The organism is Microcystis sp. BLCC-F210 (assembly GCF_042134685.1).
In the GTDB taxonomy this organism is placed as follows: domain Bacteria; phylum Cyanobacteriota; class Cyanobacteriia; order Cyanobacteriales; family Microcystaceae; genus Microcystis; species Microcystis aeruginosa_D.
This window is the reverse complement of sequence record NZ_CP169647.1, coordinates 4629923-4653559: the sequence shown is the minus strand read 5'-3', so window position 1 is coordinate 4653559 and position 23637 is coordinate 4629923. Positions and strand designations below refer to the sequence as shown.

General features: G+C 43.7%; 22 protein-coding genes and 1 pseudogene. 11 read left to right on the top strand and 12 right to left on the bottom strand.

Features of this window, described 5'->3' with window-relative positions:
* Positions 1 to 68 precede the first annotated feature (68 nt).
* The 3 genes from ACE3JL_RS22655 to ACE3JL_RS22645 are packed head-to-tail and all read left to right on the top strand — an operon-like array spanning position 69 to position 2170.
* Positions 69 to 1070, top strand: a complete 1002-nt coding sequence (locus ACE3JL_RS22655; protein WP_271988288.1) for an alpha-E domain-containing protein — start codon at positions 69 to 71, stop codon at positions 1068 to 1070.
* The gene (locus ACE3JL_RS22650) at positions 1070 to 1936 is read left to right on the top strand and encodes a transglutaminase family protein (RefSeq protein ID WP_002766712.1); all 867 of its coding nucleotides are present in this window, start codon (positions 1070 to 1072) and stop codon (positions 1934 to 1936) included. The genes ACE3JL_RS22655 and ACE3JL_RS22650 overlap by 1 nt, the downstream gene beginning before the upstream one ends.
* Before the next feature lie 27 nt (positions 1937 to 1963).
* A complete protein-coding gene (locus ACE3JL_RS22645) occupies positions 1964 to 2170 on the top strand; it encodes a hypothetical protein (RefSeq protein WP_271988289.1) in 207 nt (68 codons plus the stop codon).
* 55 nt (positions 2171 to 2225) lie between these two features.
* Here the strand turns inward: ACE3JL_RS22645 and ACE3JL_RS22640 are convergent, their stop codons facing one another.
* Complete coding sequence (locus ACE3JL_RS22640) at positions 2226 to 2513, bottom strand: CopG family transcriptional regulator (protein ID WP_375328450.1); 288 nt, start codon at positions 2511 to 2513, stop codon at positions 2226 to 2228.
* A 519-nt stretch (positions 2514 to 3032) separates the two neighbouring features.
* Here ACE3JL_RS22640 and ACE3JL_RS22635 point away from each other — a divergent pair.
* Positions 3033 to 3105: pseudogene (locus ACE3JL_RS22635) on the top strand (DUF29 domain-containing protein); the annotation flags it as partial.
* A 325-nt stretch (positions 3106 to 3430) separates the two neighbouring features.
* On the opposite strand, the gene ACE3JL_RS22630 reads toward ACE3JL_RS22635, so the two are convergent.
* The 8 genes from ACE3JL_RS22630 to ACE3JL_RS22595 all read right to left on the bottom strand — a co-directional run bounded on the left by ACE3JL_RS22630 (position 3431) and on the right by ACE3JL_RS22595 (position 13621).
* On the bottom strand, positions 3431 to 5950 hold the full coding sequence (locus ACE3JL_RS22630; protein WP_375328449.1) for an SAV_2336 N-terminal domain-related protein: 2520 nt from the start codon (positions 5948 to 5950) through the stop codon (positions 3431 to 3433).
* A gap of 8 nt (positions 5951 to 5958) precedes the next feature.
* Positions 5959 to 7059, bottom strand: a complete 1101-nt coding sequence (locus ACE3JL_RS22625) for an AAA family ATPase (RefSeq protein WP_375328448.1) — start codon at positions 7057 to 7059, stop codon at positions 5959 to 5961.
* Positions 7049 to 8908, bottom strand: a complete 1860-nt coding sequence (locus ACE3JL_RS22620; RefSeq protein WP_375328447.1) for a caspase family protein — start codon at positions 8906 to 8908, stop codon at positions 7049 to 7051. Before ACE3JL_RS22620 ends, ACE3JL_RS22625 begins: the two co-directional genes overlap by 11 nt.
* Positions 8909 to 8919: 11 nt before the next feature.
* A complete protein-coding gene (locus tag ACE3JL_RS22615; protein WP_375328446.1) occupies positions 8920 to 9771 on the bottom strand; it encodes a hypothetical protein in 852 nt (283 codons plus the stop codon).
* A gap of 85 nt (positions 9772 to 9856) precedes the next feature.
* The gene (locus tag ACE3JL_RS22610) at positions 9857 to 10042 is read right to left on the bottom strand and encodes a hypothetical protein (RefSeq protein WP_002759041.1); all 186 of its coding nucleotides are present in this window, start codon (positions 10040 to 10042) and stop codon (positions 9857 to 9859) included.
* Positions 10043 to 10308: 266 nt separating this feature from the next.
* A complete protein-coding gene (locus ACE3JL_RS22605) occupies positions 10309 to 11163 on the bottom strand; it encodes a prohibitin family protein (protein ID WP_271988117.1) in 855 nt (284 codons plus the stop codon).
* Positions 11164 to 11166: 3 nt separating this feature from the next.
* Positions 11167 to 11640: an EVE domain-containing protein gene (locus ACE3JL_RS22600; protein WP_271988114.1), complete on the bottom strand. Its 474-nt coding sequence runs from the start codon at positions 11638 to 11640 to the stop codon at positions 11167 to 11169.
* A 361-nt stretch (positions 11641 to 12001) separates the two neighbouring features.
* The gene (locus ACE3JL_RS22595) at positions 12002 to 13621 is read right to left on the bottom strand and encodes a S8 family serine peptidase (RefSeq protein WP_271988112.1); all 1620 of its coding nucleotides are present in this window, start codon (positions 13619 to 13621) and stop codon (positions 12002 to 12004) included.
* Between the two features lie 371 nt (positions 13622 to 13992).
* Here ACE3JL_RS22595 and ACE3JL_RS22590 point away from each other — a divergent pair, with 371 nt between their 5' ends.
* The 4 genes from ACE3JL_RS22590 to ACE3JL_RS22575 all read left to right on the top strand — a co-directional run bounded on the left by ACE3JL_RS22590 (position 13993) and on the right by ACE3JL_RS22575 (position 17416).
* A complete protein-coding gene (locus ACE3JL_RS22590) occupies positions 13993 to 14370 on the top strand; it encodes a hypothetical protein (protein WP_271971217.1) in 378 nt (125 codons plus the stop codon).
* 64 nt (positions 14371 to 14434) lie between these two features.
* On the top strand, positions 14435 to 15295 hold the full coding sequence (locus ACE3JL_RS22585) for a shikimate dehydrogenase (RefSeq protein WP_150975304.1): 861 nt from the start codon (positions 14435 to 14437) through the stop codon (positions 15293 to 15295).
* Positions 15296 to 15324: 29 nt separating this feature from the next.
* Positions 15325 to 16368 (top strand): AI-2E family transporter, encoded by a 1044-nt coding sequence (locus ACE3JL_RS22580; protein ID WP_375328445.1) that lies wholly within the window; start codon positions 15325 to 15327, stop codon positions 16366 to 16368.
* Between the two features lie 67 nt (positions 16369 to 16435).
* Positions 16436 to 17416 carry a DMT family transporter gene (locus ACE3JL_RS22575; protein WP_375328444.1) on the top strand — a complete coding sequence of 327 codons (981 nt, stop codon included), beginning with the start codon at positions 16436 to 16438 and terminating at the stop codon, positions 17414 to 17416.
* A 142-nt stretch (positions 17417 to 17558) separates the two neighbouring features.
* On the opposite strand, the gene ACE3JL_RS22570 is transcribed toward ACE3JL_RS22575, so the two are convergent.
* Positions 17559 to 18818, bottom strand: coding sequence for a methyltransferase domain-containing protein (locus ACE3JL_RS22570; RefSeq protein ID WP_375328443.1), 1260 nt, complete (start codon positions 18816 to 18818; stop codon positions 17559 to 17561).
* 138 nt (positions 18819 to 18956) lie between these two features.
* Here ACE3JL_RS22570 and ACE3JL_RS22565 point away from each other — a divergent pair, with 138 nt between their 5' ends.
* The 3 genes from ACE3JL_RS22565 to ACE3JL_RS22555 all read left to right on the top strand — a co-directional run bounded on the left by ACE3JL_RS22565 (position 18957) and on the right by ACE3JL_RS22555 (position 21873).
* On the top strand, positions 18957 to 19814 hold the full coding sequence (locus ACE3JL_RS22565) for an MBL fold metallo-hydrolase (protein ID WP_375328442.1): 858 nt from the start codon (positions 18957 to 18959) through the stop codon (positions 19812 to 19814).
* 86 nt (positions 19815 to 19900) lie between these two features.
* Entirely contained in the window at positions 19901 to 20599 is a 699-nt protein-coding gene (ubiE, locus tag ACE3JL_RS22560; RefSeq protein ID WP_271988121.1) for a bifunctional demethylmenaquinone methyltransferase/2-methoxy-6-polyprenyl-1,4-benzoquinol methylase UbiE, read from the top strand.
* A gap of 35 nt (positions 20600 to 20634) precedes the next feature.
* Complete coding sequence (locus ACE3JL_RS22555) at positions 20635 to 21873, top strand: DUF445 domain-containing protein (RefSeq protein ID WP_271988100.1); 1239 nt, start codon at positions 20635 to 20637, stop codon at positions 21871 to 21873.
* Between the two features lie 51 nt (positions 21874 to 21924).
* On the opposite strand, the gene ACE3JL_RS22550 is transcribed toward ACE3JL_RS22555, so the two are convergent.
* Both ACE3JL_RS22550 and ACE3JL_RS22545 read right to left on the bottom strand, forming a co-directional pair.
* Positions 21925 to 22629, bottom strand: coding sequence for a DUF2993 domain-containing protein (locus tag ACE3JL_RS22550; protein ID WP_271988098.1), 705 nt, complete (start codon positions 22627 to 22629; stop codon positions 21925 to 21927).
* A 157-nt stretch (positions 22630 to 22786) separates the two neighbouring features.
* Positions 22787 to 23593, bottom strand: coding sequence for a TPM domain-containing protein (locus ACE3JL_RS22545; RefSeq protein WP_271988119.1), 807 nt, complete (start codon positions 23591 to 23593; stop codon positions 22787 to 22789).
* Positions 23594 to 23637 lie beyond the last annotated feature (44 nt).

The following is a 23637-nucleotide window of genomic DNA, read 5'->3' as shown; positions in this document are numbered from 1 at the left end:
AGGACAATAATCAAAATTTTGGTGGGTTAGTAACCCACCCTTACCTTTTCACTTTTTCCCAGTTAATTATGCTTAGTAGAGTTGCTGATTCAATTTATTGGTTAAATCGCTATATTGAACGGGCGGAAAATGTCGCCAGGTTTATGGATGTTAATCTTAATTTAATGTTAGATATTCCCACCAGTGTTTTGCAACAGTGGGAACCTTTGGTTTTAACCACGGGAGATTTAGAACAATTCAAGGAACGTTACGGCACAGCCACCGCAGAAAATGTGATCAATTTCTTGACATTTGACACGGAATATAGTAATTCAATTATCTCTTGTTTGCGCTGGGCGCGAGAAAATGCTCGGTCAGTTCGCGAGATTATTTCTTCGGAAATGTGGGAACAGGTTAATGGTTTTTTCTTGATGGTAAAAGATGCTTCCTCTTACCATCCTCAAACTACTTTACCTAACTTTTTTACTCAAGTTAAATTGGCTAGTCACCGTTTTGCGGGGGTGATGGATGCGACGATGACTCATAATGAAGGTTGGCATTTTGGCGTTATGGGAAGATTACAGGAACGCGCCGATAAAACCGCCAGAATTCTTGATGTTAAATACTATTATCTCTTGCCTTCCGCTCAATGGGTGGGAACTTCTCTAGACCAAATTCAATGGATTGCTTTACTGCGGTCCGTAAGTGCCTACGAAATGTATCGTAAATGTCAACGACGGATTACTCCTAGTGACGTGGCCGAATTTTTAATTCTTAATCGAGAATTTCCTCGTTCAATTCACTTTTGTCTGCGGGAATTAGACCACTGTTTGCATCAAGTTACTGGGACTCCCATAGGAACTTGGGGTAATTCCGTAGAAAGAAGTTTAGGGCGACTTTGTGCGGAAATGAGTTATCTAACTATCGAGGATATTATTGAAATGGGATTACATGAATTCCTCGACCATATTCAAAAAAGAGTTAATGATGTGGGAATAAAAATGACAGAAACTTTCTTTGTTTTTAATCCCGAACTTGCCCCACCTCTGCCAGTAAATAACTTTCAATATCAATCCCAATTAACAACTTAATGCGTTATCACATTCGGCATCAAACCAACTATTTCTATAATCAACCCGTGATTTTATCGCCCCATCTGCTGCGCTTGCGACCAAAATCCGATGGTGGGCAAACTTTGCGAGAGTTTACCCTCAAGATTAACCCAGAACCTTTAACAATAACTAATATTATCGACCTCGATGGCAATTCTTGTTTACAAATTTGGTTTAATCAACCGACGGAAGAATTATTGATTGATGTGGTCAGTGAAGTAGAAACCCATGGGGTTAATCCTTTCCAGTATTTGTTAGAACCTTGGGCGACCTGTTTACCCTTTGATTATCCCATTTCTCTCCACAGTCAATTACAACCCTATAGACAATTTTATGGGTTAAATAATGACCCTGATATGGCAGCATTAGCCCAAGAAATTATGCAGGAAACTGAGGGACAGGTGCTATCTTTCCTGTTTAATCTCAATGACAAAATTTACCGAAATTGTCAGCAAATTATTCGTCTTACCGGGGAACCCTACCTACCCGGAAACACTTGGAAAAATAAGCAGGGTTCCTGTCGCGATTTTGTGGTTTTATTTATGGATGTGTGTCGCTGTGTGGGATTGGCTTCCCGTTTTGTCAGTGGCTATCAAGAAGGGGATTTAGACCAAGAAGAAAGACATTTACACGCTTGGGTAGAGGTGTATTTGCCGGGGGGCGGCTGGAAAGGTTATGATCCTACCCATGGATTAGCGGTGAGTGACCGTCATATTAGCCTCGTTTCTAGCCCAATTCCCCGTTATTGCGCCCCAGTAGAGGGAAATGCTCGGCCGGTTAGTCTCGGTCATCAAGTGATAGAATCTCAGCTATCATCGACAATTGCGCTCGATTTGTTATCTTGAGGGTGATTCTTTATTGGAGTTACTAATATGTTAGAAATGGCGCAAGTTTGGACTAAAAAAAATGCGGCGCGTGAGGCAATAATCAAATATGCAGATTTTTTGATCCAACAGTTAGAAGAAACTCCCCAAGTAAATATTCAGATTAGAAGTTTAAAGCGTTTAGCCAACGGCAAGTTGGTTGCGGAAGTCTTAGAGGAGTTAACTTTTGAACAAAATTCGGCTTCTCCTAGATAGGGTTTGCGGCAAAAAGTTTTTCGTGGGGGCAGGGTGTCGGGTATCGAGCAGGACTCTATCGCTCATAGAGATCCTCCCTTCGCCAATCCCTTTTTCCCGGTTGTGATGGGCGGTTTTCGAGACTGGCGATAAAGGCCTTTTCTCGCTCCCAAGCGCTCAAATTCGGGGTGGGAGAGTTGACCCTTCGGCTTCGCTCAGGGTCAACGTTGAGGGAAATTATGTGTTGGTCAATCGCCTGTCGGATGATCTCGGCCTCACTCAGTCCCGTCTGTCGGGCTTTCTCTTTCAGTAAATTATTCTGCTCGGCTTCGATATAAATTTGCTTGCGGATTTTGCTGACCATAGCTGGTTGAAGTATATACATTACATTATACATTACTAAAACCGTCGTGAATCGTAATCGCCAGTTTTTTATATATATCTGAATTCACTTAAGTAGTCGTGCAAAATTAATTTCCTAGTGAAGATAGGCAAGAGGCAAGAGGCAAGAGGCAAGAGGTGGTTAGATATGTGTAATTAATTTTGCTTAGGTACTTATTATATATATACTATTAAAGCCGAAAACCCCTATCTATCAATGGATACACCGATTAACCTTTCTTAATCTACCCATGTTTCTTGTGATATTTCTTAATAGACGGGGATAGAGTATATTGGCTAGAATTTCCTGACCGTCATTCTCCTGTGCAAGAAAAGTAGATTTATTCAGCCAACCCTAGATAAGTAGCTGGTTATAATTAAATTAAAGATGGATTGTGGGTTCGATCCCCCCTGCCCCCCTTGATAAGGGGGGTTTCTGAGAACTTTTAACACCTACCTACTTAGAGAGCCATTTAAGTAATTTTCTATGGAGAGTTAAATTATGTCGTCAACTGCCTACGAAACTGATTATAATCAATGGCTAAAAGAGACGGTAAAACAGTTACGAGAGCAAAGCTTGCGCCCTCCGATCGATTGGGATATTATTCCCACGCAAGTCCCTAAGGGGGGATCGAACCTAAAATCCATTTTTAATTTAATTATAACCAGCTACTTAAATCCAGTTATTAAAGACTGATTATTTATTCCCCTTTTTGCATGAGTGCATGAGTAGAAAACGGGTTTCTCGGAGAAACCCGTTTTCTGTGCGTTACTACAGGACCCGGGAACAGCAAACCCTAGATAATTAACCACCCCTAAACTAATACACTTGTACCATAGCCTGCCCAAAAAAATTCCAGAAAAGGGAATGAGGGAAAAAAGGGAAAAAAGAGAAAAGGGTTACAGGGTCCTCCCAGCACCGCACACCACCCGAAAAACGACGTTGCTGACGCGGCGGCTGCTGATGAGGCGGAAAGCAGAACGGCAGTAAGGTGGATTGTCGAACCAAGAACCGCCCCGCAATACAGAAGCTCGGTTATCCGTCAAGAGTTTATTTATACTATTTAATAAATTTTGATAACGATTATCAATATTTTTTTCGTCCCAAACGCTCCCGTCTGTAGGCGGTGCGCCTTGATAATCACCGTGCCACGGATCTAAACACCACTCCCAAACATTCCCGTGCATATCGTACAGCCCAAAGGCGTTGGGGGGATAGGAGCGGACGGGGGTGGTTTTCTTTGGGGATTTTTTCGCCTTTTCTTGTTGATAGACCTCTGAACTATTGTAATTCGCCAGTTCTGCCGTGATCGTCTCGCCAAAGTGGAAGGGGGTGGTTGTTCCCGCTCTACAAGCGTATTCCCACTCGGCCTCGCTCGGTAAACGGTAATTTTTTCCCGTGTGACGGGACAGACGGGCGCAGAATTCGATCGCATCGTACCAACTCACGCACTCGACGGGGTTGTTATCACTTTCCTTAAAGCGCGCGGGGTCTGGATCGAGGTCTTTTCCCTCCCTCGGTAGGGTGGCCACGAACCGCCATTGCGCCCGCGTAATCAGAGTCTGGCTCAGGTAGAAAGCACTGACGCTCACGAGGTGTTGGGGTTTTTCAGACTTCAAATCGTACTTTTCTCCCAGTGAACCCATCAGGAAAGTTCCCCCCGGGATAGCAACCATGGTCAGGGGTTCGATGCCCTCCCCTAGGGGTTCTTGGTAGTAGTAGGCCTCCCGGGATTCTCTTTTGGTAATTTCTCCCCGTTTATCGACGTATAGGGTCTCGAAGGCGAATTTTAGGAGTTTTTCCGGGGTCAAGATTTCCTGTTTTCGCTGCCTCACTCTCTCCTCGATGTTTTGGGCGATATCGGCGTACTCTCCCCCCCAAGTGCGGAGAACAGCCGCGTCCACCTCAGCGAAATAGAGAGAGCGATCGCTGACTGCATCCGCTAGAGAACCCTGTGGATTGGGGATTAGAGCCGAAAAATCGCGAAATTCGCCGTAATGGTCGCGAATATAATCGCCGATGCCGCGCCAAATATCGATCGTGCGTCTAGCGGCACTATCTGCCAACAGTAGCTGACGAATGCCGGGGTAAAAATCGTACCAAGCATCCGGAACCGTCGCTCCCTCCGGACTAAAGGTAGATTTTTCGACCAGTCCGCTAAAAAAGACCTCCGCTAGATGCCAATGTTTACTATCGGGTAAAAATCGCCGCTGTGCCAATCGCATCACCGGAGGAATCAGAGGAACGGCCGCCAGCACTTTAGCCAGTTCTCGGGCCAAGGGACTGGCATCGATTAAAAAGCCTCTCAATAACTCTTCCGGGGATTCCGCTTCCGGAGCGGCTGCTTCTTCTTCTCCGGTTTCACCCATATTCACCCCCGCAGTGGTTGCTCCCATTAAAACCCCCTGAATCGAGTTACCACCGCTCCCAGCGATAAATTTCGCCCAGGTTGCAAAGTGAGCAGGGGATAGATTGAAAATGGGGAACCGATAGAGAATCTGCTTCGTGCGGAGTTTTTCCCCCACTTGCAGTATTGCATTGGCAGAAGCGGGCCCCGGTGCAATCAAAGGCCGAAGGATCGCCCCCTCTAAAGCGGTTCGTTGCCATAGCTCCTGCGGGAAAATGTGAGCAATGGTGACGGGGTGTTCTTTGCCCAGATCCGCTAGGGTGGCAAAGGCAGACCCCGATCGCCAAGCTTTCCCCAAAGTATCGGTTAGGACGATAAAAAGTCGGTTTCCAGAGGGTGCAACCAGACTGCGAGGGTTCCGTTCGATTTGCCCCGCACCGGAAAGCAAACGAGCTTCATTTTCACCCGTCTGGAACCACCAAACCCGCACATCCCTAAAAAAGCCTTGCCAACGGAAGAGGGTGGTCATTCCCCCCGCTAGATCTCCCCAAAATTCCATCGGGGGAGAGCGATCGATCAACAGGTGAACCTCTAACCAACGTTCTAGGGGGGGTCGGAAAACGAGCATCGGTAATCCCCCCGCTTCGGCCGTCCGTTCCACTGTAACCTCGATATCCAACTCGTCGGCCCGTAATCCAGGCACGCGACGCGCTAGGGGGAGAATTGCCTTACTGATGGCGGTGGGTTCGGGTATCGGAAAGGGATCGGGGACGCGAACGGGAGAAGAACGATCGCTCTCGACCGAATCGCGCTTCTGGGAGGTCTGCATCGAGCGATCGATGTTTTCGGGATGGACAACGGGAATCGTTGACTCGATCGCTCCGGGGGGAGGGGTTTCTTCACCGCTGCCGGATGACCGGTTATCTTCCTTATCATTAGATGAGGTTGCTTCCGAATGTTCAGACTGCTCGATCGACCAAGGCGCGATAATTCGATCGAGGTAAGCAGCGCACCAGATCAGTTCTGCCATTTCCCTCTCGTCTTCCCACCAGATGGCTTTTTTCCCTTCCATCTCTCCCCCTACCCTTGCAAGGATTTAAAGAGGGTGTCTAGCAGCGATTGGCGATCGGTGGCGGTGAGGTCGTTTCCCTGTAGTAACAGATAGACCGCGTTGAGCAGTTGATCGGTGGCTAGTTTGTCTTTGCGTTTGATTCGATCGAGAAATTCCCGGATTAGTTTTCTGGCCGGTTCGTCCAATTGATTTAGGCTCTCCGGGGGGAAACGTTGCTCTAGTATCCGATAGAAATCATCCTCGTTATCGGGTTGTTCTAGTCTTAAACGCAAACATCGACGCAGGAAAGCGGGGGGAAACTCCCGGGCCTCGTTACTGGTCATGAATACTAGGGGGAACTCCTGACAAGACACACAACCTCGATCGATCGGGATTTTTTCCTCGCTGTCCTCCTGTTGACCGCGATAGGGAAGAACCGATTGGTCGCCGGTTTTTAATCGTGTCAATTCTGGGATCTCAAAAAATCCCTCCTCGAAAATATGGAGGAGATCGTTAGGCATATCGATGTCGCTTTTATCGATCTCATCAATTAGCAGCACCGCCGGTCGTCCGGGAAGGGATTGTTTAAAAGCCATCCCCATGGGACCTAATCTTAGATAGCTGCCGATATCTGGTTCCTCGTACTCTCCCCCCTCTCCCACTTTCTGTCTTTGTAGGGAAGCTTCCTGTAACCGTCCGATCGCATCGTAGGCATAAAGACCCTCTTTAAGGGTGGTGCGAGAAACGATCGACCAACGGTAGGGGCCGGGTAATCCCAATTCCCGCGCCACTGCGTAGGCCAGGGAAGTCTTGCCGGCGCCGGGGTTGCCCTCAATCAGTAGGGGACGACGCAAACAGAGGGCAGCGTTTACCAATTCCACCGCTTTCCTATCCGCGACGAATCCTAAAGCCCTAGGGTCGATTTTTCCCTGTTCGGGCGGTATTTCCTGCGATTTCGCCGCTTTTGTCCATTCTTCCGGGGACAGGCTAAAACTGCGCCAAGGAGGTGGCGGTGGGATGCGATCGAGGTGTTTTCTTTGTTCTTTGGGTGTGGGTAAACTATCGGCACTCAGGGTCAAACCCCGATAGATGCGAAGGTCTTCTGGTTTGGTAACTGGTTTATTGGCCATTGGATTCCACCACTCTCGTGTTTAGAGGTCTCGGTCTCGGGGAGGGTTTGGGGTATAGATCGTCCCAGAAAAGGGCGATTTTTCGCTTGTTTCTGCGTAATTCTTTGGTCTTATCAGGCCAGTTTCTCCATTCCGAGGGTTTTAGATCGTTATCTGTCATCGGTTGGTTGGCGTTTCGACTCCAGACGGCGATCGGCAGGGATTCCACGATATATTCCAGATCGTCGATCGATGGTTCCGTTCCGATGTAGTAATGTTCCCAGTCAAGATCGCTATTATTTTCCCATAAAGCTCTCTTGATCTCCTCGATCTCGTCGCGTATCTCTCGGAAATCTTCATCGAAATAGCGATCGAAGGAGTTAATAAAAACAGGATACTCGTATCCTAGGGATCTCCACATTGTACCCCGCTTAAATTGAAATTCTTCCAGAGGGTATTTTAAAACTTTTATTGGCAGAAAAATTTCGAGATTTAGCTTTACTTTGTTCGGCAAACTATAACGAGCTTTGCGAATTAAATTAGCGAGAAATGTCTGACTTTCTGGACAAGATTCTATTTCGCTATTTAATTCAATTTTTTCGTTTTCAGCAAATCTTCCTAAGGGGCGATGTTGACTTTTAATCCAAAGATTCATTCTTAAGTGAAATGAGTTGAACACCCTTCCAGTATTATTATCTTTATCGAGATCCTGTTCTATTTCAATTTGAAGTCTCAGCTCTTCTCGATTAATACGTTCCTTGAATTTTTCCCAGGACTGCCTGACTTCATTTTGTATTTTATCTAAATCCGCATTTTCTCGATACTTAATAACCCTAGACTGCCAAGCTTCGATAGCATCAATCGACGGGTTAATCCTATCTTCTTCTAATAACCTAGTTCGACACCAATCGGAACAAGCTATGAGAGGACAGATACCCTCTATAACCGGCTTGTTTGATAATTTTTTTAATTGTTCTTTAAGTTCTAGATCGTTCAGAATAAACTCTTCTAAAAATTTACTATTTAATAAAAATGAATTGATAAAAAGTAAATTTTTTGATAAATGTTTTTTAAATTCATTCAATAATTCTTCTGTCAATTCAAGGCGTTTTTCTTCCCAAGTTCGTATCGTTTTAGGAATAACTGGAAAAAATTTTGCAACCGTTTCAGATCCCGTGAGGTTATGTACAACGTCTTGTGGCATTGAGTCGGGAATTTTTTCATTAACTTTGCCTACAATTTCACCGGGGGAAATATATCGATTACGAGACTGTTGACAAAAATCTTTCAAAACTGCTGCCAAAACGGTAGAGAATACACTCTCTTTAGCCTCTTGTTTGGCACGACAAGCGGCGATCGTGTGAACGGCAATATTTTTTTCTTTGCTCGATCGATATATCCCGATCGAGCCAGCAGCGAATTTTGTAACTTCCACCGCTCCCATTTGCGAGCAACAGGTATCGATAATATACAGTATCTGCGCTATCCGAACCCCATCATTATTGAGAGGACGAACTAAATCTTCGGTCGATAGAGCCGTTTGTCCAATTAGTTTAGGATCGGTATCCTCCAGTAAAAGATAATGTCTATCCCCCAGTATATACTCGCCGTGACCGGAATAATAAAAAATGACAATATCGGTTTCACGGCAATTTTGTTGAAGCCATTGAGCAAATTTGAGAGGAATTTCGTCTTTTTTCGGATTAATATCTAAATCGGTTAACACTCGCTGGTATCCAAAATCACGAGTAAACAGATCGACTACCAATTCTAAATCCGTCTCGACGCTGGGTAATTGCTTGTCAGGGTCTAAGTTCTTGTAATCCTTTGTCCCACAAGCGATTAGATAATACTTGATTTCTTCATCCATACCATTACCCATCAATCGATTAACCCCGATCGAATCGCTTCGCCGGTTTCAACCGCCGTCAGATACCTTTTAGCATCATGAGCCTCGCTACCATTATAAACTAGCTTATCCTCGACAGTTCCCTCAAATAAAGGGTTGAGTTCCTTTGTCAACGCCACCACATCGCCATCGTCCGCGATATTCACCCATCTTTCCACATTTCCGGGCCAGCACCCCAGGTTATTGTGGGGGGATGGTTGCAGTCGATCGAAAATTAATTGTCTTATCCCCAAAGGAGAACCGAGGGTGACAAAGACTTTAATCGGCCATTCTGGATGCTGACATAAAGTTTCGTAACAGACGATCGAACCGAGAGAATGAGCTACAAGTACCCGCGTATCTTCATCGATAGATTCTATCACTCGCTTTTGAATCTGCTGTTTTAGCTTTTGATCGTGTAAATAGCTCCCCACTTGCTTAAGATAAAAAATAACCAATTTCTCGGCAATGCTACCGAAAAACCGAGATTCACTTAACCCCGACAAAGCTCTCTGGATAATTTTTGGGGTAGATTTTTCTCTCAAAAGGCTATCTGCATTGGGATGATTATTTTCCACTCGTTCCGTTTCTTGCCACCACGACTGGAGTAATTCTTTTTCCCAATCGGAATCGATATCATTAACATCGTAGTTCGCGATACCGATCGCTTTCGATTTTCCCCGAAAAATATCTCCGTAAAACGCGCAACGAAAATCAGTATCGGACTCTAACTCGGTTCCCGCGAGCTTCAATCCATCCTTGAGACTTGGCAACCACTCAGCAGAAATCGTGTGGCTACCCCTAAATTCTTGCGCGATACCATGAACACCGACAATTTTAGCCATGATCGTGCGTTTACAAGGCTTTCCTATCCCTGTTAATTTTCAATTTTAAAATGATAAAAAAAGTGACTGGGGTAAAATCGGTTAACTAGAAATGACGGGAAACGATTTTTTCGATGGTTGCTTGGGTATCCTGCAGCAGTTTCTCGCGACTATCGCTAGTATTAGTCAGACTGGGGACGAGATTACGAGCTTGTAAAGCCATGTGAAGTTGTAGTTGAGCTACATACTCGCGGATATCTTCACGGGTTTCCGATTGGTTAGGATGAAACATAGAGAAACTGGGAGGGTTGTCTAGCTGATGGTGTCTTGTCGATAACTCCTTTACAAGTTATCACGAGAGCTTGGGTTCCAGTCAAGGGTCGGCTCCAACTCTACACATTTCTCAACAAAACTGATAACAGTTATCTTAATGGTGAGGTACAAAGTTTTCGTTTTCGGGAGCCGATCGCTGGTCGTCGATACCAAATTAAGGTTACACTTGCTCTTGATGGGAAAGACTGTATCTTGAGAAAATAATACAGCTAAATAGACCGGAATTTAGGGGGTATTTTCTGAAAAAGAATCACTATAATTAAATAAAAATGGTACGCTATTTTTTCCCGCTCCATCCATAACTAAAACCCGGGGCATTTGCGCTCCACCTTCGCGCCAAGCTTCGATCGCTTCTTTCTGTAAAACTAATCCTCCTCCCTGTTCCTTTAAAGTTTCTGCTAATAGTCTTTGTGCCTCAGCTTTCCCTTTAGCGCGATTAATTTCTGCCTGGGCCTGTTGTTCTGCTTCTTGGGTAATATAAACGGCTCTTTGGGCGCGTTGTTCTGCGATTTGTTTATCTTCAACGGCCCGAGCAAATTCCGGAGAAAAATTCAAATCTACCACACTGGTATCTAAAACTAGAATACCATACTTTTCTAACCGAGTTGATAGGGCATTATCAAAGTCTTCTTTTAATTCACTGCGTCGGGTAATTGCTTCCTCTACGGTTCTTTTAGCGGCGGCAATTTTAAAGGATTCTTGGGTTTGAGGGGCAATAATTTTAGCAACAATATTTTGTAAGGTTCCTTGGGTTCTTCTAATGGCCACTACTTGAGTTGGATCGAGACGAAAATTAATTGCAAAACTAGCGGATAGATCCTGTAAATCTTTAGTGGAACTTTGGGCAGGAACTTCAAATTTTTGCACCGTAAGATCGTAGATATCGACACTAGAGACAAAGGGAGGTTTAAAGTGTAATCCCTCTAATAAAACCCCATCTTTAGCCTTTCCTAAAACACTTAAAACCCCCGCTTGTCCAGGGGTGATGATCACATAGGCATTAAAGGCCGCTAAAATGACAATAGTGACCAATAATCCCCCAATCAGGGAAAGTAAATTAATAGCATCTTTCTGGTTCACAGTTTATACTCCTTGACGAGCGACTAAAGCGAGAATTTTTGTTGCGATCGCTTGATTAACAGGCATCACTGACAGACGATTTCCTGTCCTTACTAATAATAATTCATCGGCGGTAAAATTTTGTTTTAAAATTCCCAGGGGCAGCAGTTGGGGAAAAAGGCGATCGAACTCAACTTTAACCGTCCACCAGCGCGGAGAATCTGGAGAGGATTTAGAATCATAGTAGGGACTATTGCGATCGAATTGTGTGGGATCGATCATATCGGTTTCCACTACGCGCATTAAACCGACAATCCCCGGCGGGGTTGTATTAGAATGATAGAAAAAGGCTAAATCACCCCGTTTCATCTGACGGAGAAAATTGCGCGCTTGATAATTTCGCACTCCATCCCAAATAGTTTGACGATCTTTTTTTAAATCCTCGATACTATAGACATCGGGTTCGGATTTCATTAGCCAGTAATTTAAATTCATCATTTATAGTTGCTATTAATTCAAATAAGCTCAGAAATATTTTTAGCCGTTTCTGTCAGCTTTATTAAGTAAGTAGGGTTGACTAAATATCATTGAAAGCTTTGCTAGAAAAAGGTTTTGCACTTTTTTAGCCAAAAAAGTGCAAAAAATAAAGGTTGAAAAATCGATCCGAGGGACTCAAAAACCTTGCACTTTCCAGAGGCGATTACAAAGGGTTCCGCTTCCCGGTGTACGAGGTCATTCTGTTATTCTAATACTAAATCCGTTGAGTACAGGCTAGTTATGAGGAGAGGCAAGAGGCCGAAGCCTAACCCCACCAATAAACTTTTTGCTGCAAACCCTACCTACTTACTATCATTATTTATTATTCGGGAACCGTCCACCAAGCGAGAGCAAAAGGTTGTTCTTTACTGTTAACTTGTTGACGATATTGAACCCGAATTTTATACTTTCCAGAGATGGGAATAGAACAAAAAATATGCTCTAAACTATCACTATCACTTAGGGAAGAACAAGTGTATTTATCATTATTATCCTCTTGGACAGGTAAAAGATAAACATCTAAATTATTCAGTCCACGATCTCGGAAACTTTCATCGAGATCATAGAGATTATTGCGATTAGTATCAATTAGTTCTACCAAACGATCCCAAGCTAAAGTTATCGAAACAAAACTATTAGCTTTTAATGGCTTCTCTAGGGCATAATCTTGATAACCATTAGCGTTAACTGCACCGTAATCCCAACCAATGGCAGGAATAGATTCTGTGGCTGACCATTGACCATTACTAAACTGTGTGTAGGCGCGAAAAGTGTTAAGATGGCCCGTCCCCATCTGCATATCTAAAGGAATTTTCGGGTCTTTATACGCATCGGAGTCTAACCAAGTTTTTTGGTCTTTAGTTAAAACCGTCCGTCTCATCCCTAACCTTAACCCATCGCCCTTATCTTTAATTTTATCGGCAGAATTAAGTATGATTGCCTTCATCACTTGATGATGACGAGAATCGAGACTCCAATGGGGATTTTTTTGATTAATTTGTTGATCGCCGTATTCTTGTAAAAGTGCCACGGATGCTGTAATATGGGGAGCGGCGAAACTGGTGCCACTAACAGTATTTAATTTACCTTTGAGGTCATAAAGCTCTATTTTATTACCGGGGGCAACTAAATTAATTGATCGCCGCGAACCATCATTAATTTCCCGTTTAATTAAACTGCGGCCAATACCCACTGGCAAAGCACTAATATTAGCAAAATCAACTTTAGTGAATTTTCCTTCTCTTTGGGCTGTATAAGCGGTAGTAATGCCGTTAAAATGATCGGTGGGAATGGGAATTCCTCCCTTCCCTTGATTACCGGCAATTACATAAAGAACATCATCAACTCGCGATGACCAATCAACACATTGAGTTAATAAAGCTTGACCATCTAATTTTGGTTCCTGTCGCTGATCTCTTTGCAAAGATTCCCCAAAACTAAAGTTAATTGCGCGGACATCACCGCTATTTTGTCGGGCAATATTTTGACTGGTAAGACATTCTTCTGGTTGTCCGCCGCGTCGCAAAGAACCCACCGCCCCCGAATATAATCTCGCGTTCGGGGCCACTCCGGGGATTTTTTTATCATCACTTACCATCATCGTTGCCACCATAGCGGCGTGATTATCTAGATAGGTGTTGGGTTTGGCAATTTGATCGCGAAAAAAAACACCGGCTAATTTATAGGGAGGCTGCCAAGCTGCCACTTTATCATAACCGAACTGAGCCGGTCGGCCGATTTCCACTTGACCGATGGCAATTTTTCTCCCTAATAAATTATAGGGTTCTGCCCGCAAGCGATCGGCATAAATTCCCTGTTCACCGATGGAATTAGAAAGAACTAGGGAAGGAAGCAGAATTATTGTTACTACTAACCCGACGACAAACCAAAACCCTCTTTTCATCATCAGCAATCCTGCGGCGGTAAGGTGACACCAATCCATTCTAAGACAGAAATCTCAGGAGTGAATCTCACATTTGCAGAAATACCGACAATCAGCAATTATTAGTAACTCTTAAATTATTAAGTACCTAAGCAAAATTAATTACACATATCTAACCCCCCCCCTTGCCTTTGTTGCCCTCTCTTTTTGTACTAACTTATATACTACAAGAAGGATAATGCAAGGTTTTTGAGAGTCCCAATCCGATTTTCGCAGCATGAACATCGGATTTTAACAGGTCAAAAGCTTTATTTTTAAAGGGTTTTACGATTATTCAGCCAACCCTACCTAGCTTTTTGTCATAAATATTGATATTATTTAACAATCAGCAGCAATTTATGGTAGATATATTTATTTAGGAGAGCAAGAAAATGGCTGGATTCTTTGGCCTGTTTGGCAATAAGACGAAATACGTCGATGAACCAATGGATATGAGCGCACCGGAACCGAAAGAGGCTTTTTACTTGGAACCCGATGACGCTAAAACTCTCGGTAATATCGACTTTATGCGGACACCGATCACGATCCGACGTACTTTCCCGAAAACTGCCTCAAATAAAAAGGGTGGCGAATCGATTAAACAGATTTCTTCTATGGAAGTCAGCAAAGTCACCGATAACGGTATTGTGGCAAAATCGGCCACTTCCGAGGCTAATAGTAAGGCTAACGATGCTAATGATAACGTTCGTCGCGCTAACGATGACAATATCAATCCTTTCCTGAAAATGGCCCGCGAAATCAAGAAATAGTATAGTAAGGTGAGCATTGGCTACCCTTGAGATTAAACTTTGGTGGGGAAAGCCCACCTTTTTTATGACCATTATTAACGGAAAAACCAAGTTATTAGGCGTAATCGGCGATCCCATCGGCCATACTCTTTCTCCCCCCATGCACAATGCCGCTATCGATGCCTTGGGGCTAAATTATGTTTATCTTCCCCTCCCGATCGCGTCGGAAAATTTAACAACGGCGATCGCTGGCTTGTCCGCCATCGATCTACAGGGTTTTAGCGTCACAATTCCCCATAAATTAGCAATTATTCCCTTATTATCGCAAATTACGGAGAAAGCAAGGCTAGTGGGCGCAGTTAATACCGTCTGGCGCACGGAAACCGGCTGGCAGGGAACGAATACCGATGTGGATGGCTTTCTCGCACCCTTGAAATCCCTTGACAAAGATTGGAGTCAGGTGAATCCAGTTATTTTAGGCAATGGCGGCGCTGCCCGGGCGGTAGTGGTGGCTTGCGCCCAGTTGGGCTGTGGCGAAATTCATGTGGTAGGACGCAATCAAAAGAAATTAGATCCTTTTAAAGAAAGTTGGGCGAATACAAGCCTCTATGACCTCCTAGAAGTGCATAGCTGGGACGAATTAGAGGGGCTGCTATGCACCACAGAACTCCTGATTAATTCTACCCCCATCGGAATGTCTCCCCAGGGCGAACAATCCCCAGTTGAGTTAGAATTATTAGACCTTTTACCACCATCTGCGATCGCCTACGATCTGATTTATAATCCCCGGCCGACCAAATTTCTCCGGTTGGCCCAGACTAGAGGGATAAGAATTATTGATGGGTTAGAAATGTTAGTTAATCAGGGAGCGATCGCACTAGAAATCTGGTTAGGTCAACCCGTCCCCGTCTCGGTCATGAGGGAAGCTTTGTTAAAACAATTCTAAATGCTAAAATCCTATTTCTGGCTTGATTTATGCCCCCTTCTAGCTCCTTTTGGAAAACTCTGAATAACTCGATTCTAGTGCGCTATCTATTATTATTTGGCTGTGGCTGGAGTCTGATTGTCTTAATTAACTATTTCTACGGGACGATCGCTATTTTTACTGGTTCAGCAATCCTGGCTGCCCTATTAAATTATCCTGTGGTTTGGTTATCCCGTTATCTACCGAGAGGATTAGCCATTGCTATTACCACCTTAGTAGCTTTTATCCTCCTATTTAGATTAGTCACAGGCATAGGGTTAGAAGCAATTAGTCAGGGGAAAGGACTACTATTCAATCTTACCGATGCCCTGGGTCAAAAAGATTTTTTACCCTTTCAAGACTTTCTCGATCGATTAGATTTGAATAAAATGGTGGGAACCTTACAAACCGGTTTAGCCACGGGTTTATCAGTCGTACAAGGAGTTTTTTCCAGTGTCTTTACCGGCGTTTTCGGAGCGGTGATCAGTGTTTATATGCTCATCGACGGTGATAAACTTTGGCGAGGTTTTTTGCAACTTCTCCCCCTAGCATACCGGGAGCGTTTTGCCACGTCTTTTCGACAAAGTTTTCTGGGATTTATTCGCGGACAACTGTTATTAATGCTCTTTTTATCGGTGACGAGTTTCTTAAGTTTTTCCCTATTGGGAATTCAATATGGGCTAGTTTTGGCGGGTGTTCTTGGTGTTATCGATGCTATCCCGGGTATCGGGGCAACCCTGGGCATTTTGTTGGTAACTATCTTGACTTTTACCTCCCAGGGACTAACAATTGCCGTTAAAGCTTTTATTGTCTGTGTTGTCTTGGTACAAATTCAAGATAATATTATTCGCCCTAAAGTTATGGGCAATGCCCTAGAATTAAACCCAGTAATTTTATTTTTATCCCTCTTTATCGGCGAAAGAATTGCGGGATTATTAGGTATTTTTCTCTCCATTCCTATTGCTGGAATGATTGCGATCTGGATCGGATCGAGTGAAGAAAAACCAATAACAGATTTAGAGGAAAATCAGTTAGGAGAAAGTCAGGAGAATTAAGGGCTGATCCCCAGTCTCTACTATACAATTAGGGAAATTTGTTATCTACAAAACTCGATCGCTACCTATGGAAAACTTAGATTTAAAGAAATCCTCGCCCCTCTTACTTATCTCACCGTTTTTTCTCTGGGGAACAGCGATGGTAGCGATGAAAGGTGTTATCCCCCACACCACCCCCCTATTTATGGCGGCAATTCGCCTTGTTCCCGCCGGAATGTTAGTTTTAATGGTAGCTTGGTTTTTAGGTCGTCCTCAGCCCAAAACCCTGCAAGCATGGCTATGGATTGCCCTTTTTGCTCTCATGGATGGCACTCTTTTTCAAGGTTTTCTGGCATTGGGATTAAATCGCACCGGGGCAGGGTTAGGATCGGTAATTATTGACTCGCAACCCCTAGCGGTGGCTTTAATGTCCAGTTGGCTATTTAAAGAAGTTATCGGTGTCTGGGGATGGTTGGGATTGGGTTTAGGGATTGGGGGAATTAGTTTAATTGGCTTGCCCGATCAATGGTTTTATGACTTTTTTGGACAAAAAGCGTTAAATATTGAATTTAGCTGGCAGGAATTACTAAATAGCGGCGAAATGCTCATGCTTTTGGCTTCCCTATCCATGGCGGTGGGAACAGTGTTAATCCGGTTTGTCTGTCGTCATGCGGATCCCGTCAGCGCTACAGGATGGCACATGATTTTAGGAGGATTGCCGCTATTTTTAGCTTCAGGTTTCACCGAATCCCATCAATGGCAAAATATAGATTTAAATGGTTGGTTAGCTTTAAGTTATGCCACGGTTTTTGGGAGTGCGATCGCATACGGAGTATTCTTTTATTTAGCTGCCAAGGGCAATTTAACCAGTTTAAGTTCTTTAACTTTTTTAACTCCGGTTTTTGCCCTCAGTTTCGGGAATTTATTCCTCGGTGAGATGTTAAGTGTATTGCAGTGGGTGGGGGTATCTTTAACCCTCGTTAGTATTTATTTAATCAATCAAAGGGAAAGAATTTCCCCACAAGTGCGGGCAATTTTTGCTAATCTTTCCTCTGCTTCCGTGAAGTAAACATGAGTGTTGTGTGTTGGGTTTTAGGGTTTTGGGGTTTTGGGGTTTTAGGGTTTTGGAGTTTTGAGGGATTAGTTAAAATTTCCCCATTTCCCTATCCCCCCATTTCCCTATCCCCCCATTTCCCCATTTCCCCATTTCCCTATCCCCCCATTTCCCTATCCCCAATCTCTGATTTATACCCAAAAGCAACTAACTCAAATTCCGTGCGAATTACCTCGACCCTGGCAAAATTTGCCTCTTGTAATTTCTGGTTGAGATTTTGGGAGGTAAAACCAGTTTTATGAGCCATATAGGGCATTCCGGGGACTTCTGTTCCCATACCGTAAAACATCCATAAAGCTCGCACCGGACCACCGGGAGAAATATATAAAGGTTCATTTTCCATATCGCCTCTAGCGACAAATTCGGCGGCAGTTTGCATATCGGGAACTACGATCATCAAAAAGCCTTCGGGTTTAAGAATGCGTTTAAATTCCTCCAGTGCGATGGGAACTTCGTAATGATAAATATGTTCTAGATTATGACTAGAAAAAACCCCATCAACGCAGTTATCGGGAACGGCACTTAAATCGGTAATCGTTCCTAAAATATCGGGGTTAACAGCGGTATTAATATCGAGGCGAATTTCTTGCCAATTGCCATCGCGGAATAGTTGGGGTAGAGCTTCGGGATTATAGGGACCACAACCCACATTTAAAACCAGTTTTTTCGGGGATTTTAGCGCTGTTATACCTGGGGGAGCATTCCAAGCTAATAAACAAATATTTTTGAAACCAAGCAAACCGTGATCAGCGACTTGATAATCTAAAATTATCTGAGCTTGGGGATGGGTTTTAGTAAAATCTTTTATGGCCTGTTGGAGCGCGGGATGCTGACATTTATTGATGATAATTAAAGCGGAATCAGACCAGAAGTTTTTGGCTAAAAGTAGGGAGATCAAGAGTGATCGATAGTCTTCGGCGGCATCGTAGTAATAAACTCCCAGCTTTTCTTCACTGTTTAGTTCTTCCAGATCATCGAAAAAGTTTTCCGTTTCTTGATCGCTTAAAAATATCTGTTCTGATAGTTGAAAATCCTCCAAATCCTCAGATAATATAGTTAGTTTTTCTCCCGATGGATCGTATTTAAAAAAAGCTTCTACGCCATAACCGCAGCGATCGCTATTATTGCAAAAAGCGGCGACTAAACTACCGCGACGAAAACAACCAATTTGACAGTAAACCTCGTCCGGTTGCAGACAGTCAACGGCTAGATTGAGCAGGGGAAAGAGATTGCGATCGGGATAGGAGGCGGTTTTTTCGCTTAAAAGGGTTAATTGCTCGGAAATAGGCGACATTAGAGGCGATCCCCAATCCTGATACTGTTGGGGCAGTTTTTCTAAGAATTTCTGTAAATCCATACCTTGGCTCTTGCAAAAGTGACGATCCTCACCCCTTAATCATAGATCGTTATCTTCGGGATGAAGTCACTGCCTCGATTTTGGAAGAGTGCTAATCTGATCTATTAGCCCATTAGCACCAGTAGAGGAACTTCTGATATGCCCTACAACTGCTTCCAGATCAAATTTTGGGGAGTACGGGGGAGTATTCCCTGTCCAGGTTCGGAAACCGTTCGTTATGGTGGTAATACTTCCTGTGTGGAGATGCAAGTCGGTAGAGAAAGATTAATTTTTGACGGTGGTACAGGGTTACGCATCCTAGGACAGTCCTTGATGGCAGAAAGTCCAGCGAAAGCCCATTTATTTTTCAGTCACTTCCATTGGGATCATATTCAGGGTTTTCCTTTTTTTATCCCCGCTTTTATCAGGGGCAATACTTTTAATATCTACGCGGTTCCTTCCCCCAACGGGGCAACCTTAAAGCAAAGATTAGACGATCAGATGTCACATCCTAATTTTCCTGTGTCTTTGCAGATTATGGAGGCCGATTTAGAATTTTATAATCTAGAAATGGGCGAAACCGTCCACTGTGGGGATGTCACCGTCGAAACTCGTCCTTTAAATCATCCAGGGGAAGCGGTGGGTTATCGGGTAAATTGGCAGGGTTTATCGGCAGCTTATATCACCGATACTGAACATTTTCTCGATCGCCTTGATGATAACGTTTTGGCTTTAGCTCGGCAAGCGGATGTGATGATTATTGATGCTACCTACACCGATGAGGAATACAACGATCCTAAGTATTCTAAGGTGGGTTGGGGTCATTCCACTTGGCAGCAGGCAGTCAAAATCGCTAGGGCAGCGCAAGTTAAGCAGTTAGTTCTATTTCATCACAATCCCGCCCATAATGACGATTTTCTCGATTGCATTGGGGAAGAGGCAAGAAAGATTTTCCCTGCAACTATTCTCGCCCAGGAAGGCCTCTCGATCGAACTGCAGCCAGAAGTTCTCCGATAGATGGTCAACAGCTTATCCCCGTGAGCGGAGATAGGATAGAATGGTGTAACTTCATCTGGGATTTTCTCTGGTGCTATATTATCGAAATGTCCAATCAATCCTCACCTAACTCCACAGAAATACAAGCAATTTTTGATCAGATCGCTCCCAAATATGACCGACTTAATCAAGAATTAAGTTTAGGATTACACCGCGTCTGGAAATTAATGACAGTCAAGTGGTGTCAACCCGAAAAAGGGGATTTTGCCCTCGATATCTGTTGTGGTAGCGGCGACCTAACTAACCTATTATCAAAACAAGTGGGTAAAACCGGCCAAGTGATCGGACTAGATTTTTCCCCACAACAATTAAAAATCGCCCGTCAACGTTTTAGCTCCACTAATATTAACTGGATGGAAGGGGATGCCCTCAATTTACCCTTTGCCGATTCTAGCTTTGATTGTGCCACTATTGGCTATGGATTACGCAATGTGGTCGATATTGCCCAATGTCTGGGGGAATTATACCGAGTCTTGAAACCGGGCGCTAAAGCGGCGATTCTGGACTTCCATCAACCCACCGAAACCATCGCCAAATTATTCCAAAACTGGTATCTCGATCATATCGTCGTTCCCGCTGCCGAGCGTTATGGTCTCACTGACCAGTACGCTTATATTAGTCCCAGTATCGATCGCTTTCCCCAGGGCCGAGAACAGGTAAAATTAGGCTATCAGTCGGGATTTTCCAGCGCTGTTCACTATCCACTCCTAGCAGGACTGATGGGAGTGTTAGTCTTGAAGAAATAACCTACTGACATTTCTGTTTATTTTTAGCTGCTAAATTGAATCTCCCTACTCTTTGGACATGGATATTACCGCCGATCGCGGGGGCAATTATTGGCTATTTTACCAACGATGTAGCCATAAAAATGCTATTTCGTCCCTACAAGGCGATTTATATCGGTAAGCATCCTCTTCCCTTCACACCGGGACTAATTCCTCGCAATCAAGATCGATTAGCTGTCCGGGTATCGGATACGATCATGGGTTCCCTGTTAACCCCCGCGGAACTACAAAAACTGGCTAAACGACTCCTCGACACGGAAAGGGTACAGGGGGCGATACTCTGGCTGTTACAATTAGCTTTAAAACAAATCAAAGGCGATCGGCAAGCAAAAACCGCCGAGATTTTGGCGGCGATTCTTCACGATTTATTCGGGGAATCTTTAGCGAAATTACTCAAAGTTTTAGCCCGACGACAGGACTTTTTAGAAAAACAGATCAATCAAATTTTTGATCGCCTAGTCTTAGAATTTTCTCTCAGTGAACAACAGGCGCGACAATTCTCCGATTGGCTATTAGAAACCGTCTTACCTGCTGATGTTATCCGTCTAGCTTTAATCGATTTTTTAACCGATCGCAATATTCAAGTTATCGATGAAGGATTTCGGGAAAAAACCAGTGGAACCTATTGGGTAGTAGCCAATTTATTCGGTTTACGCAATGCCCTGGCTCGCTTACGCACTTTTTGCCTTGATGAAAAGGATTTAGCTAATACCAGAATCAAAGAATTATTACTATCTTTAGAGATGCGTAATCGTCTGAAAAACTGGTTACAAAGTATCTCTTTACAAAATTTACCTATCTCCACCGTCAGACAATTGCGTAAAACCACTAGAGACACGGTGCGAATTTATATTCAAGAAAGTGGCGAACAATTTCTGCAAGATTTTGGACAAACGATCGACTGGGATCAAATCGCTAATTTAATTATTAACCGTCTGCAATCTTCGGGGTCAATGACTACATCATTAGGGGTAATTAGTCAAGAGTTAGCGTTAATTTTAGAGCGTTATCTAGAGGAAGATTTAGAGAAATTAGTCGCCCAAATGATCCCAATTCTCAACATCGATCAGGTAATCCGCGATCGGGTGAATGCCACTTCCCCTGCTGATCTGGAAAATGCTATTCAAGGAATTGTTAAACAAGAATTACAGGGAATTGTTAATCTTGGTGGTATTCTCGGTCTTCTAGTTGGACTAATACAAACAATTATTTTAATTGCACAGAATCCGGCGTAATAATTAGGTGGGTTAAACTAAGTTAACCCACCGGAATTATCCCGTTTATTGTTAAGGTAAAATCAAAAAACTTCCCTGACAGAAAAGAGTTTGATCGTCAAGAATAAAAGATTTAATCTCCACATCTTTGCCTAAATCGACAGTAAAAGGTTGCAAATCAATAGATAAATCTGGGGCTAAACCTTGCCATTGTCGGGGATTAATCCCTAAAGTGCGGTCATCTTCTAGGGTAATATCAGCGCTAAAAATTACTTCTGCACCTGTTTCTCTGTGGCCGAGAAGAGAGAAATAACCCTGATTTAGGAGAACATTTTTCCAGTTAAACTGCTGTTGTGAGATAATTTCTCTGGCGTTAACAACTCCGTTATTTTCTAGGGAAAAAATTAGTAAATCGGCAAAAGCATTAATTAAAATAGTCGAGGCGATCGAATTATTTAAATCCTGCTCGTTAATTTCCACTTCACCGCTAACCCGAATAGGTTCCAAAATTTTTAGGGGTTTCCCTCGCAAAACCTGCCCGATATTAAGACGAATATTTTCCCCTCTTAATTGCGCTTTACCCAGATGTAAACCCTGATAAATCGCCTTTCCTACGGCTAAAAATACCCCGGGAATATAACCGCGCAAAATTTGCCGATCATGACCTTGCAGCTGCATTTCTAAATCTTCTATCTGTTCTACTTGCGTTCTTAAGAACAGACGTACTGCTGGCGGCAAAACCTTACTAATAATCTCACTTTGAGTATTGACCCACATAAACGTTATCTCACTCACTCCACAATGTTTCTAATTGTAACAGAGCTAGATCGATCGAACCATGAGGGGCTGCCGTCAGCTATCAGTTATAGGTAAAAACTTCGCTACTTTCTTTTCACTGATTACTGATCACTGATCCCTGAAAAGCCGCTAATTTTTAGGTTTTTGAGGCGTTGAGGGAATTAAAACGAGGGGAAAGATAGGCGACTAAAATTCCAAGGGCAAAACCGATTAAATTGCGGAAAAGGGGCAGTAATTCACTGGTGCGAGTAACCACCGGTCCGATGCCAAAAGCAACAAAGAGAATAAACCAGAGGGGAGAGACAATTAAAACCCATTGCCAAGCGAAAACCTGTCCTTCTTTGCGGGGAATACCGGCAAAACCGAAGACTAAACCGCCGACAATTGACGTAATTAAAGTTAAAATCCACTGTTCCCTCGGTAAACCGGGGACTACCGCACAACCACCTTTAACTAAACAGCCTTTTACCGTATCCAAAGATTGTACAATCGCGTTATTTTCGCCATTTTCCCGGACAAAATACATATTACCGAAACGGGCCTGTAATTCGATCCAAAAAGTGCGGGGTAAAAATTCATAGACGGCATCACCAATACTAAAAGATAGTAGATTACCGCCGCGACCATCGGCCACTAGGAGAATACTTTTATCATCCAATCCCCAGAAATTAATCACTGCTCGGCCAGGGCTGCGGTCATATTGGGTTAAAACTCGCATTTTCCAGCCAGTTTCCCCCTGAAATGTCTCGATATCTCGGATTAATGCCTCTTCCTGTTTTGCGGGTAGATAATTGGCTAAATCAACGATCGGAGTGGCTTGATTGGGCAGTAATTCGGGATTATTTACCGCTAGAGCTTGATTTGGGCAGATAATCCAACCCAGACAGCTAATGACACCAATGACAAGAGCGATCGAGATTCCTCGGCAAAAACGATTGAGCATAGCACTTGCAGACAATGAGAATTTTTTAAGTAAGGGTGTAGGCT